The organism is Robertkochia flava, from assembly GCF_020166515.1.
GTDB classification, from domain to species: domain Bacteria; phylum Bacteroidota; class Bacteroidia; order Flavobacteriales; family Flavobacteriaceae; genus Robertkochia; species Robertkochia flava.
The window spans coordinates 914745-927992 of sequence record NZ_JAINZT010000002.1 but is presented as its reverse complement, the minus strand read 5'-3'; the positions used below and the strand labels follow the sequence as shown (position 1 = coordinate 927992).

12 protein-coding genes are annotated in these 13248 nt (G+C 46.0%); 3 read left to right on the top strand and 9 right to left on the bottom strand.

The window, feature by feature from the left end; all coding sequences use genetic code 11:
- Nucleotides 1–68 precede the first annotated feature (68 nt).
- Together K7R11_RS04525 and K7R11_RS04520 are read left to right on the top strand one after the other, a co-directional pair.
- Nucleotides 69–806 (top strand): MlaE family ABC transporter permease, encoded by a 738-nt coding sequence (locus tag K7R11_RS04525; protein ID WP_224488994.1) that lies wholly within the window; start codon nucleotides 69–71, stop codon nucleotides 804–806.
- A complete protein-coding gene (locus tag K7R11_RS04520) occupies nucleotides 806–1573 on the top strand; it encodes an ABC transporter ATP-binding protein (RefSeq protein ID WP_224488993.1) in 768 nt (255 codons plus the stop codon). Before K7R11_RS04525 ends, K7R11_RS04520 begins: the two co-directional genes overlap by 1 nt.
- 8 nt (nucleotides 1574–1581) lie before the next feature.
- Here K7R11_RS04520 and K7R11_RS04515 read toward each other — a convergent pair whose 3' ends face one another.
- From K7R11_RS04515 to porV, 9 genes are all read right to left on the bottom strand, one after another.
- Nucleotides 1582–3099: a DUF389 domain-containing protein gene (locus K7R11_RS04515; protein ID WP_224488992.1), complete on the bottom strand. Its 1518-nt coding sequence runs from the start codon at nucleotides 3097–3099 to the stop codon at nucleotides 1582–1584.
- A gap of 28 nt (nucleotides 3100–3127) precedes the next feature.
- Nucleotides 3128–4183, bottom strand: a complete 1056-nt coding sequence (locus K7R11_RS04510) for a mannose-1-phosphate guanylyltransferase (protein WP_224488991.1) — start codon at nucleotides 4181–4183, stop codon at nucleotides 3128–3130.
- Nucleotides 4184–4198: 15 nt separating this feature from the next.
- A complete protein-coding gene (locus K7R11_RS04505; RefSeq protein ID WP_224488990.1) occupies nucleotides 4199–4798 on the bottom strand; it encodes a SprT-like domain-containing protein in 600 nt (199 codons plus the stop codon).
- A gap of 15 nt (nucleotides 4799–4813) precedes the next feature.
- Entirely contained in the window at nucleotides 4814–5500 is a 687-nt protein-coding gene (locus K7R11_RS04500) for an SDR family NAD(P)-dependent oxidoreductase (RefSeq protein ID WP_224488989.1), read from the bottom strand.
- Nucleotides 5501–5537: 37 nt separating this feature from the next.
- On the bottom strand, nucleotides 5538–6533 hold the full coding sequence (locus K7R11_RS04495) for a M28 family metallopeptidase (RefSeq protein ID WP_224488988.1): 996 nt from the start codon (nucleotides 6531–6533) through the stop codon (nucleotides 5538–5540).
- Between the two features lie 93 nt (nucleotides 6534–6626).
- Nucleotides 6627–8255, bottom strand: a complete 1629-nt coding sequence (locus K7R11_RS04490; RefSeq protein WP_224488986.1) for a pyruvate dehydrogenase complex dihydrolipoamide acetyltransferase — start codon at nucleotides 8253–8255, stop codon at nucleotides 6627–6629.
- Nucleotides 8256–8260: 5 nt separating this feature from the next.
- Nucleotides 8261–9259: a pyruvate dehydrogenase (acetyl-transferring) E1 component subunit alpha gene (gene pdhA / locus K7R11_RS04485; RefSeq protein ID WP_224488984.1), complete on the bottom strand. Its 999-nt coding sequence runs from the start codon at nucleotides 9257–9259 to the stop codon at nucleotides 8261–8263.
- A 160-nt stretch (nucleotides 9260–9419) separates the two neighbouring features.
- The gene (locus K7R11_RS04480) at nucleotides 9420–9911 is read right to left on the bottom strand and encodes a cytidine deaminase (RefSeq protein ID WP_224488982.1); all 492 of its coding nucleotides are present in this window, start codon (nucleotides 9909–9911) and stop codon (nucleotides 9420–9422) included.
- Between the two features lie 112 nt (nucleotides 9912–10023).
- Nucleotides 10024–11181: a type IX secretion system outer membrane channel protein PorV gene (gene porV, locus K7R11_RS04475; protein ID WP_224488980.1), complete on the bottom strand. Its 1158-nt coding sequence runs from the start codon at nucleotides 11179–11181 to the stop codon at nucleotides 10024–10026.
- Between the two features lie 397 nt (nucleotides 11182–11578).
- Here porV and gldJ point away from each other — a divergent pair, with 397 nt between their 5' ends.
- Nucleotides 11579–13228 carry a gliding motility lipoprotein GldJ gene (gene gldJ, locus K7R11_RS04470; protein WP_224488978.1) on the top strand — a complete coding sequence of 550 codons (1650 nt, stop codon included), beginning with the start codon at nucleotides 11579–11581 and terminating at the stop codon, nucleotides 13226–13228.
- The last annotated feature ends 20 nt before the right edge of the window (nucleotides 13229–13248 follow it).

Below are 13248 nucleotides of genomic sequence, written 5' to 3'. Positions count from 1 at the left end.
TTTTAAAATTCGGTTAAAACAGGAATAAGCTAATTTTTCTTACTTTAGCCATTCATTAGAGACCGCAAATGCAGTACCTGGAAAACTTCGGAAAATACTTTTTAATGCTTCGTGAGGTATTCAGCAGGCCTACCAAATGGCCGATCATGAAAAACCTCATTCTTAAGGAAATTGATGATCTCATCTACGGTTCTCTGGGTATTATTATTTTTATTTCCTTTTTTATCGGCGGAGTTGTAGCTATACAAACCGCGCTGAACATCGAGAGTCCTTTTATTCCTAAATACCTGGTAGGTTTTACCACAAGGCAATCAGTTATTCTGGAATTTGCCCCCACCTTTATCTCCATTATTATGGCCGGAAAAGTAGGCTCGTACATTACTTCGAGTATCGGAACCATGAGGGTAACGGAACAGATAGATGCTTTGGAGGTGATGGGGGTAAACGCTGTGAACTTTCTGATCTTCCCGAAAATAATAGCCTTATTGCTGTATCCCTTTGTGATCGCCATTTCCATGTACCTGGGTATTCTGGGCGGATGGATGGCCGCAGTAACGGGAGGATACACGACCAGCGCCGAATTCATCAAAGGACTACAGATCGACTTTCAGCCTTTTCACGTCGTATACGCCTTCACTAAAACCATGGCTTTTGCTTTTATTCTGGCCACCATACCCTCCTTCTACGGATTTTATATGAAGGGCGGGGCCCTGGAAGTAGGTAAGGCATCAACGACCGCTTTTGTCTGGACCAGCGTGGTGATCATTATTGTAAATTACCTGTTAACTCAAATGTTACTCGGCTGATGATAGAAGTACGAAATTTGCATAAATCCTTTGGTGAAAACCATGTGCTTAAGGGAATTACCACCACCTTTGAGGCCGGAAAGACCAACCTGATCATCGGTCAGAGCGGATCAGGAAAAACGGTGTTTCTGAAATCCCTACTGGGCCTTCATGTTCCCGACAAAGGCGAGATCCTTTATAGCAACCGGGTCTATTCGGAAATGGATGAGTACAAAAAGCGAAACCTCCGTCAGGAGATGGGTATGGTTTTCCAGGGGAGTGCCCTTTTTGACTCTATGACCGTAGAAGAAAATGTCATGTTCCCGCTGAAGATGTTTACCAGGATGGAATATGAAGAAATGAAGGAACGGGTTGATATTGTATTGAAAAGAGTGAACCTGACCGATGCTCATAAAAAATTACCTGCCGAAATTTCCGGAGGAATGCAAAAGCGGGTAGCCATAGCCCGGGCCATTGTTAACAAGCCAAAATACCTGTTCTGCGATGAGCCCAATTCCGGACTGGACCCTAAGACAGCCATTATCATCGACAACCTCATCCATGAGATCACAGTGGAGTACGATATTACGACCGTAATCAACACCCACGATATGAACTCTGTTATGGAGATCGGAGAGAAGATCGTCTTCCTTAAAGACGGACATAAGGCCTGGGAAGGCAGCAACAAGGAGATCTTCAAAACCGATAACGAAGCGGTTACCAATTTTGTATACTCTTCTGAACTCTTTAAAAAGGTTCGGCAGATGTACCTGGAAGAACGCAACTAACCTTAATACTATTCCTCTTCCACCTGCCTGGCCTCTACCTTTTCGTTCCCGGTTCTCACCTGAAGCCATTTGTGAATCTTGTTCAGATCCGATTTCTTTGATTTAGAAGTCTTCTTTTTATCCCACTGGATATAGAATACCGGGATGGTGTCGGTTTTGCTGAAATCGGTCACGATCTGATTGGCAAATCCAATTCTGGATACCCCGTCATAGGTGATTTGCAACTCCCTCGAAATTTCATTGAAAGGCACATCATTGTAAGCGTATTTCATCAACCTTTCCACCTCTGTTTCGAGAACACTGATGCGCTCATCCTTATTGGCGATCTCCTCCTTCTTAGCCTCGTACAATTCGTTGACATATTGGTAGCGGTCGGCCTCATCATTTCTTCCTCCCTGAATTTTCAAAGTGGCATTATCGAGATAATTATAGGATTTCATCTGCTGTTTCCAGGTCTCCACCACCGTTTCCGGGATAGACTCATCGCCCATAAAAACCAACTCCACCACAGATTCCTCTCCTTCATTGTATTCAAGACTGGTATACTTGTCCAGAAAAAATCCTCCTTCAGAGAACTTATAGGCCTTTACGTTCTTATTGATAAACTCCTGTGCCTGTCTTTTAAAGATAGACTCACGCCACACCTGGTAAAAGGTGTAAATAGCAGGCAGGGTAACAAGGATAGCTACCAGGGAGGCAATCTGCCCTATTCGTTTACGCTTCTTAGAATTTGCATATCGCACCATGGGAAACCTGAGGTACTTGATGACCAAAAAGGTAGCCAGGCCGATAAAAATGGTGTTGATCGTAAACAGGTACATGGCTCCGCCGGCATATTGAAAATTACCTATGGCCAGGCCGAAACCAACCGTACACAAAGGAGGCATCAGTGCTGTGGCTATTGCCACCCCAAAGATCACACTGGCTATAGTCCCTTTTTTTGCCCGGGCTACCACCAATGCCAGACCACCAAAAAATGCAATAAGCACATCCCTCACGTCTGGTGCGGTTCTTGCCAAAAGCTCCGAATTTTCATCCTGAAGGGGAAAGAATTCAAAAAAGAGAAAAGCAGTAAGAATACTCAGCACCACCATCACCCCAAAGTTTTTCATGGATCTGCGAAGCAGGTCAATATCATTGATCGCGATAGAAAACCCGATTCCCAGGATAGGACCCATTAATGGAGAAATAAGCATCGCTCCGATAACCACTGCTGTCGAATTTGCGTTAAGTCCGACCGAGGCGATCAATATGGAACAGATCAGGATCCAGGCCGTATGTCCCTTAAAGGGAATATCGTTTATGATCCCTTCCCGGGTATTCCCCTCATCGGTATTATGACGGATATTGAGAAGCTCACTGAGAAAAGATTTCAGGGAATCCAAGGCGGTACCCACATCTTTTTTTACCTTTTCCGCTTCCTGCTTTTGCTTCGCCTGTTCCTGTTGCTGGTCCTGCTGAATTGAAGGTTCTCCTGAGTCCTGAACCGGGTCTTTTTGAGCTTCAGCACCTTGATTCTTTTCCATTATTGATGGATTTTAAGTTGGTTAAGCATTAAAATTTTCCGGGTAAGGATTTTACATCCTGCTCCCGGTCTTTTGGGTAAATCAACAGGGTATCCCCCTGGTCTACGATGATATAATCCTGCAATCCGCGCACCACTACTTTCTTCCCCGATGGGGTGTACACCATATTGCCCGCGGATTCTTCAAATACCACTTTAGCATTCACTACTGCATTCCCATCTGCCAGATGCGGCAATTCCTTATAAAGCGACCCCCATGTACCCAAGTCATTCCATTTAAATACTGCAGGCAATACATAAATATTATCTGCTGGCTCCATCACGGCATAATCGATGGAAATATTCTCTGCCTTTGCATAGTTCTCGTTTATAAACAAGCGCTCCCCGGAGGTGCCATACACATTTATTCCCTGCTGAAAAACTTCATACATGGCGGGCTGATGGCTTTGAAAAGCCTTAAGGATCTCCTTTACACTCCAAATAAAGATACCCGCATTCCACAGGTAATTTCCCTGTTCAATATACCGGGTTGCAGTAGCCCGGTCGGGCTTTTCCCTAAAATGAGACACCTTGAAGAAATCGCCTTTAGAATACTCCTGTGCATATTGAATATATCCATAACCTGTATTGGGAAAATCAGGCTGTATCCCAAGTGTCATTAAAACAGGATGATCACTGCAGAAAGCATAACAGTCCCCGATATTATTAAGAAACAAGTCCTTTTGTTCGATCCAGTGATCACTGGGTGCCACGGCCATTACCCCATGCGGGTTCCTGGCAGCGATCTTCATAGCCGCATAGAGAATACAGGGCGCGGTGTTTCGCATTACCGGCTCTGTCAACACCTGTTCTTCCTCAATCTCCGGCAATTGTTCCAATACCAGGCTAAGATACCGCTCATTAGTGAGCACCAGAATATTTTCGGCCGGCAGCATTTCCCGAAACCTGGCATAGGTAGTTTGCAAAAGCGTGCTACCTGTACCCAGCATATCGTGGAACTGTTTAGGAAACTCTTCGGTACTCACAGGCCAGAAACGGGATCCCACCCCACCTGCCATAATTACTGCGTAATAATTCCCGTTCATATTTTCTTAAGTTGACTAATCGGAAAGAAGCTCCACCTCGGCATTGGGCTGAAACAGATAGACCCTGCCACTGGAAACCTCAATACATTCAAATCTTTTGATCCGTTTCTCTCCTTTTTTAAAAACCCGGCCGTTGTAGATCCTGAACAGACTCCCGTGTGGAATCTCAAAGATATAATTTTTATCATTCTCCGGATCAAAGGCTTTTAAGGCCACGGAAAGCCTCGCATCGGTATCACTGCTGGCCTTCGGATTCCTGAAATGAGCTGCAATAACAGGAAGCAGGGATGAAGGGAATACTTCAGGCCGGATAAAAGGGAGCATCAATTGCTGAAAAACAAATTTCCACTCCCGGCCATGAGGCTTTATGGTTCTCCCGTACTTTTCAAACGCCACCAGGTGAGCGATCTCATGTACCAGGGTAATCAGAAACCGGTATTTATTCAGGTTCGCATTTACGGTGATCTGGTGTCTTCCGTCCGGAAGCCTCCGGTAATCGCCATGCCGTGTCACGCGTTCATTGACCACCTTCAGATGCACCCCATTGACCTTAATTAATTCAAGACAGGGAACAACAGCACGTTCCGGTAAATATTTAGCCAGGATCTCGGTCATAGTTCAGCTATTATCTCAGGGCGTTGAATTGCTGACCTGCAACAACTTTCCGTTGTAAAACTTATGTCCGGTCAGCGAAAATTGAACAATATACGACGCCATTTCCCCTGCACTCAGAGGAGCTTGATATCCTGGAAAAGCTTCTTCCAGCATTTCGGTTTGTACTGCGCCCAGGGCGAGTACGTTAAAAGCGATCCCTCTATCCTTATATTCTTCTGCGAGAAGCTCGCTAAGAGTTATCACAGCTCCTTTAGCAGAACTGTAAGCGGCAAGGCCAGGAAATTTCATACTTCCCTGTACACCCCCCATACTACTAATGGTAACTACATGTCCGCCGTTATGCCTGAGAAACGGAAGAAGGGTTTTTGTAAGCTCGGCCACGCCGAAAACATTTACTTTATACACCCTGTCCCAGTCTTCGCGGGTGAGCTCATCAAAAGGTTTATTTACCAGGCTCCCTGCATTATTAATCAGGGCATCCACCTGTAACTGTTGTGTTTCGAGGTAGTTTCCTAACATCTCAAAACTGGAACTACTTTCCAGGTCAAAGGAAAACGTCTTCACACCGGGAAGATCTAAAGCCTTTACCGGCTCCTCGTTCCTGGATAATGCAATCACCCTGTGCCCCATATCAGCAAACAGCTTTACCATTTCAAATCCTATACCCCTGCTGGTTCCTGTTATCACTATGGTTTTCTTCATATTCAATGGAATTGTATTAAAAGACACCTGTCGTTTATCATTTCATCCGAATTACCCCTTTCTCACTATTCACCATACCCTCGACTACCGGTAAGATCCGATTTACGAAAGCGGCCATATGCTCCAGGTTCATTAATTCGAACTCATCCCCCGGCTTATGGTAAAAGTCGAAATTGGTAAAATCAAAGGTACAAACGGTTTGAGCAGGTACACCGAACTTTTGATAAAAAGGGTAATTATCTGATCTCTGAAATAATTTATATTCCCTGGCCTGAGGGAGAAATCCGATAAGCTGCTCTCCCGCCAATGTATTCATCTCCTCTGCCATAGTACTCATTTCATACCCGGTTAGATAGGCCGTATAATCCTTTTCAAGCGGCACCCCTACCATTTCAAAATTAAGCATCGCATAAACCTTTACCCCTTCCTTATCCAGGCGATCGGCCAGATGCGCCGAGCCCTTCAGGCCCCGCTCTTCCGCAGAGAAAAGCACGAACATCACACTCCTTTTCAAATGCTCAGACCCGGCCATTTTTCGGGCAATCTCCATTACAGCTGTAGTTCCTGAGGCATTGTCATTGGCTCCGTTGGCGATAAAGTCGCCCCCAACAGGCTCAACGGCACCTATATGGTCGTAATGGGCACCAAGCACCACAAACTCATGTTTCAATTCCGGATCTGAACCTTCAAGGTACCCCACGATGTTAACTGTGGCGGGCTTTACATTGGAAAGCGTATCCCTGTAACCGGGATAATAGGGTTTGATACCGGATGCTTCAAAATAGCGTGCAATATAAACTGCAGCCATCTCGATACCCTCATCATCAGAAGCTCTACCCTTAAGCGCATCGGAAGCCAGGTAGGACAGAGCTGTTCCTATGCTCCCGGCATCCACCGCACTAGCAACGGAGGGAATCTCCGGGGTCTCCTTATATTCTTCTGCAGAAGCGGGTTGTGCACTTTGATCCGGGGGCATTTGAGCTCCACAGGAAATCAATAACAGCGCTACGGCAAGCATCAATAAAATTCGCATAAACAGGTGATTAAGGTTACAGAGTTAAATATAACAAAAATCCCGCCGGAGGCGGGATCTTGTACTTATATAATATTCCGGACACATGGAGCCTTAAGCCAGCATAGTCACGGGATTTTCAAGATAAGCCTTGAGCGTTTGCAGGAATTGTGCCCCTGTGGCTCCGTCCACGGTACGGTGATCACAGGCAAGAGTAACCTTCATAGTATTACCCACAACGATCTGCCCGTTTTTCACTACCGGCTTTTCTACGATTGCTCCTACAGAAAGAATGGCTGAGTTAGGCTGATTAATGATGGAAGTAAACTCCTGAATGCCAAACATTCCAAGGTTGGAAACGGTAAAGGTACTTCCCTCCATCTCCTGTGGGGTTAGCTTTTTATTTCTCGCTTTACCGGCAAGCTCCTTCACCTGCGAACCGATCTGCATCAGCCCCATTTGGTCAGTGAATCTCAGTACGGGTACCACCAATCCTTCATCAACCGCAACGGCCACACCGATATGCACGTGCCTGTTGTAAACGGTAACATCCCCTTTCCAGGACGTATTCACCTGCGGATGCTTTTTAAGCGCCATGGCACATGCCTTGACCACCATGTCATTGAAAGACACTTTGGTATCCGGCAAAGCATTGATCTGACTTCGGGAAGCCATAGCATTGTCCATATCCACCTCAATGGTGAGGTAATAATGCGGAGCAGTGAATTTAGACTCTGCCAGTCGCTTAGCAATAGTCTTTCTCATTTGGGAGTTTTTCACCTCTTCCACCATTTCTTCTCCTGCCGGAACAAAAGTCGTGGTACCTGCAGATTCTGCCGCCGGTTTCGTTGCTGCCGGAGCCGCTGCCGGAGCTTCCTCTTTATAGTTCTCGATATCGCGCTTAACGATACGTCCGTTCTCTCCACTACCCTTGACCCTGGAAAGATCAATTCCGCGATCTTCAGCCATCTTTTTGGCCAGGGGTGAGGCAAAGATCCTTCCAGATCCTTTGCTCTCTGATGCAGTAGCCGATGTGGAAGCTGCACTTTCGGTTTCCTGGGAAGGCGCGGCAGTTTCGGTTGATTCCGCAGGCTTCTCAGCCGACTTGCTTCCGCCGGATTTCATAGCTGCCAATACCTGATCTACATCTGTTCCTTCAGGTCCGATCACAGCAAGCACATCATCAACAGGAGCAGACTCTCCTTCTCCGATCCCGATATACAACAAGGTACCCGAGTAGAATGATTCAAACTCCATGGTAGCCTTATCGGTTTCGATCTCGGCAAGGATATCGCCTTCTTCCACCTTATCTCCAACAGACTTCAACCATCCGGCAACAGTACCTTCTTCCATCGTATCACTCAGACGAGGCATGGTTACCACTTCAACGCCATCAGGCATTGCTACTTCAGAAGCAGCAGCAGTTTTTTCTTCCTCTGCGGAAGCTGACTTTTCAGCCGGGGCTTCTTGCGAAGCTCCGTTCAGCAACCCGGAAATATCTTCCCCCTGCTCCCCAATAATAGCCAGCATGGTATCCACCGGCGCTCCTTCACCTTCAGGAACTCCGATATGAAGCAAAGTACCTTCATGAAAAGACTCGAATTCCATCGTAGCCTTATCAGTTTCGATCTCTGCCAGGATATCTCCTTCTTCTACTTTATCTCCAACGCTTTTTAACCACTTTGCTACTACACCTTCTTCCATGGTGTCGCTCAAACGTGGCATATTTACAACTACTGCCATTCTAATTATAGTTTATGCGGTAAAAACGGATAATCTTCCTGTTCGTATACGGTGTCGTACATGATATTGGCCTCCGGCCATGGCGATTCCTCGGCAAATTTTTCGCACTCTTTCACCAGATCCTTTACGCGCTTGTCAATCTTTTCGATATCTTTTTCAGAACCGTATTTCTTTTCCAGGATCACATCCTTAACCTGAGTTATAGGATCGATCTTCTTATACTCTTCCACCTCTTCTTTGGTTCTGTAATGCTGCGCATCCGACATGGAATGACCACGATACCTGTACGTTTTCATTTCCAGGAAAGTCGGTCCTCCTCCGCTACGCGCTCTTTCAACTGCTTCCGAGACTGCTTCCGCAACCTTCACCGGGCTCATTCCGTCTACCGGACTGCTCGGCATATCATAGCCCAAGCCCAGCTTCCAGATCTCCTGTTCCTTCGCGGTACGCGCCACAGAAGTACCCATGGCATATCCGTTGTTTTCACAGATAAATACTACCGGAAGATTCCAGAGCATCGCCAGGTTAAAAGTCTCGTGAAGTGACCCCTGACGCACGGCTCCGTCTCCCATATAGCAAAGGGTCACAGAGTCTCTTTTAAAATACTTATCGGCAAAGGCAAGTCCGGCTCCCAGGGGAATCTGCCCTCCTACGATACCGTGACCACCGTAAAAATTATGTTCTTTTGAAAAAATATGCATGGAACCACCAAGACCCTGAGAGGTCCCGGTACCCTTACCGTACAACTCAGCCATTACCCTTTTGGGATCTACTCCCATTCCTATCGGCTGCACGTGATTCCTGTAGGCAGTGATCAGGCGATCCTTCTTGATATCGATCGCATGCAGGGAGCCTGCAAGCACTGCTTCCTGCCCATTGTAAAGGTGTAGAAACCCTCTTACCTTCTGCTGTATGTAAACTGCTGCCAGCTTGTCTTCAAACTTTCTCCAGAACAGCATGTCTTCATACCATTTCAGATAAACCTGTTTTGTGATTTTTTTCATGAACTAATTATTTATTGCAATAGCTTCAGGGGCAAAAAAACACCTTGTCCGGTTACTCTGTAAAAACTTTGCAAGCAACCCGTATTTTTTTTGCAACTACAAAAGTAGCACTTTAAACAAAAGTGGAAAAATGAAAAAAGTATTTAATCCCGCAAAACCTCTATTTCTGCAGTAAGCTTTTTTCTGTAAAGACCAGGGGAAGCAATTCTCTCACGGATGGGGAGTGATACACCTCGGTATTATCACCCATAAAATAGACCGCGACAGGCGATTTCTGACGGTATTCATATTCTGCAAGGGCCTGCCTGCAGGCTCCGCATGGTGCCACGGCATCCTTAACCCTGAAATCCAGGGATGCCGCACATATGGCCACCGCTTTAATCACAGCATCAGGAAAAGTAGCTCCGGCATGAAATACCGCAACGCGTTCGGCACACAGACCCGATGGAAATGCTGCATTTTCCTGATTGTTTCCGCAAACCACTTCCCCGTTATCGAGCAATAGCGCCGCTCCAACCTGAAAACGGGAATACGGAGCATATGCCATGGCACGGGAACGCACTGCATGTGCCATCAGGGCAGTCACCTCAGCGGGCAATTCATCGACACCGGAATACACCGTCAGGGTTGATTTTATCTCTATCTTTTTCAAAAACAATAAATTACAACTTAAATATACTGAGAAGCATTTAAATAACCCTCAAAAAAAGATCCTTTCAAAAAAGGATCGGTTTATCATTGATACACGCATTTCGATGGCTTAGCTAGAGACTGGTGTTCTCACCCAGTAAAAAGGTAAGTGAAAAACGCAGGGTATTCTCGAGTGGATTCCGGACATTAGAAGTGGAAAACAAGTAGGAAAGATCAATGCTGGTTGCATTGAACTTAAAGCCTGCTCCCATAGTAAAGAACTGCCTGGCTCCCTTTTCCTCGCTTTCATGAAAATAGCCGGACCTTAAAAAGAAGGCCTCATTAAAGACATATTCTGCCCCCAAAGCCCAGGTCACCTCTTTTAACTCCTCGCTAAACCCGTCCGGAGCATCTCCGAAAGAAGAGAATATCCCGCTAAAAAAGGATTCGTTATAGTAATCATCCAGGCTGTCTATCCTCCCATCACCATTGCTGTCACTGGGCGTAGGAACGAGCAGCTTATTAAACTCCAGGTTGATCCCAAGGGTATTCTGAACATCGAAGATAAAATCGAAACCTCCCCCGAGCTTCAGGTTGGTAGGCAGGAAGGTCTCTCTTCCGTCTGCGTCATATTTAATCTTGGGTCCGACATTACTAACATTGAAACCAAATTTCCAGATCCCGTTAAAATTGTCATAAGCCACTTCGGGCGCCTCGTAATATCCGGCTACATCTACAGCAAAAGAACTCGCCGCACTGGCATCTATACCTTCTTCCTGCAACTTAAGGTCTGACCTCAGGTATCTCCCGGCAACGGCCATAGAGAAGGTCTCACTGAGTTTAAGGGAATAAGAAGCATCTACAGCCAGTTCGTTAGGACGCTCAATAATAGGGCGCAACCCCTGGATGGCCTCTGCTTCCGATATGAACTCGATATCTCCAAGACTGAAGTATTTCACACTCGCTGCCCAGGCACTACGCTCGTTAATACGACTGTACACGGTAGCATTCAAAAGTGCAATATCATTTACCAGCTGACTCAGGTAAGGTGTATAACTTATCCCGATCCCAGTCTTTCCGGGAGCAAACGCATATTTAGCCGGATTCCACTGTTGGGAATAAGCATCCGGGGCCGTAGTTGCTCCAAGCTCTCCCATTCCTCCTGCCCTCGCATCAGCAGTGATCAGCAAGAACGGCACACCGGTGGTAATCACCCTGGAGTTCGGATCACTTTGAGCAGTAACAGAAGAAATGATAAGTATGAAACCCAGTAGCAGATAGAAGTTTCTCATACAACGATTTTATAAAATAAAAGTAAACACTCTCTGTTTCAGGACTTTACTTTTTTCGACCTTCAACATGGTTATACCCATATAACGTAATTATGGGGGTAAATAATATGTAAAGGTACATTTAAATGTGTATTTCCTACAAAAAAGAAAATAAACTCCGTCAGGGAAGGCCGCAAACAGCACCCACCCGCCATTCCTGCATACATTCTGACAACCAGCACCCTACATCGCCCGAAAAAATAGATTCCCACATACAATAAACAAAACCGAATCACGTTTTGACAACACGAGCCGATTGTTTGACAACATTAGCCTTACAATTTCTATGAATTTAATTGACTTGAAATACTTAATTACTATATTGCGTACTGTTTTCAAGACAACTCAAATCTTAATTATGAGAAAGTATCTATCTAACGCTTGCATGCTGTGCCTGGTTGTGTTAGCGGGCTTTACGAGCTGTAAGAAGTCTTCGTCAAAGAACGTTTCCCGCGCCACAGGCTGGCAGATCAATTCTAAAGATGGCGGCTTCCAGTACAATACCAGCTTCAAAGAACAAGAGACTGCGCCCGGTCTTGTTTTCCTTGAAGGGGGGACCTTCACCAGAGGTCGTGTACAGGATGACGTAATGCACGACTGGAACAACTCACCTACACAAATGCACGTGCAATCGTTCTATATGGACGAAACAGAGGTAACCAACAAGATGTACATGGAGTACCTCGATTACCTTAAACAAGTCTACCCACCGGAAAATCCGGCTTACACCAATATTTATTACGGGGCATTGCCCGATACGCTGGTTTGGAGAAACCGACTGGGGTATAATGAAGTAATGACCAATAACTACCTGAGGCATCCTGCTTACGCCGAATACCCTGTTGTAGGGGTAAACTGGGTACAGGCTGTTCAATTCTGCGAATGGCGTACAGATCGTGTAAACGAACATATTCTTGAGCGCGAAGGGTACCTTGACCGCAACGTGAAATACCAGGTGGTAAACGGAGATATTGAAGGAACATTCAGCACAGAAACCTACCTGAACAGCCCTTCCAATATTTACGGAGGTCAGATCGATTCCCTTCAGGGAAATGTAAAAAGAGATTCCACCAATGTATTCGCGAAGCGATCCAGCGGAATTCTAATGCCTTCTTACCGTCTTCCCACAGAAACTGAATGGGAATATGCGGCCCAGGCGATCGTTGGTTCACGTGAATACAACAATTACAGAGGACGTAAAAAATATCCATGGGACGGACAATATACCCGCTCTGGAAAAAGAAGATATCGCGGAGACCAGTTAGCCAACTTTAAACAAGGTAAGGGTGACTACGGCGGAATTGCCGGATGGTCTGATGATATGGCAGACATTACTGCCGAAGTAAAGTCTTACCCACCTAACGACTGGGGTCTTTACGACATGGCCGGTAACGTTGCCGAATGGGTGGCTGATGTATATCGTCCTATCGTTGACGACGAAGCAAACGACTTTAACTACTACCGTGGTAACGTTTATATGAAGACCGCCATCGATAAAGAAGGTAAGGTGGACATTGTTACCCAGGATAAAGTGCGTTTCGACACCCTTCCTAACGGAAGAATCATCGCGAGAGACCTTCCGGGAGAGATCGCCATGGTGCCTGTGGATGAGAACGACACTTACCTGAGAACCAACTTCGATTCCAGCGACAACAGGGATTACAGGGACGGAGATCCAAGCTCTACCAGATTTTATGATATGTTCGAGGGAGAAGAAAATGAGATGGATCCGGCTAAGCGCATGTACAACGCGCCTACTCATAAGATCAAAAGAGACGAAGAAGGAAATATCGTAAAGCAGTATGACGAATCCAACGAGCGCACCACGCTCATCAACGATGAAGTACGCGTTTACAAAGGAGGATCCTGGAAAGATCGCGCCTACTGGCTCGATCCTGCACAACGAAGATACTTACCTCAGTATATGGCCACAGATTATATCGGGTTCCGTTGCGCGATGTCGCGTGTAGGTTCAAAGGCCACAGAACAGAAAACGCCAAGACACTAAATTTACTTAAGTGTTCATTC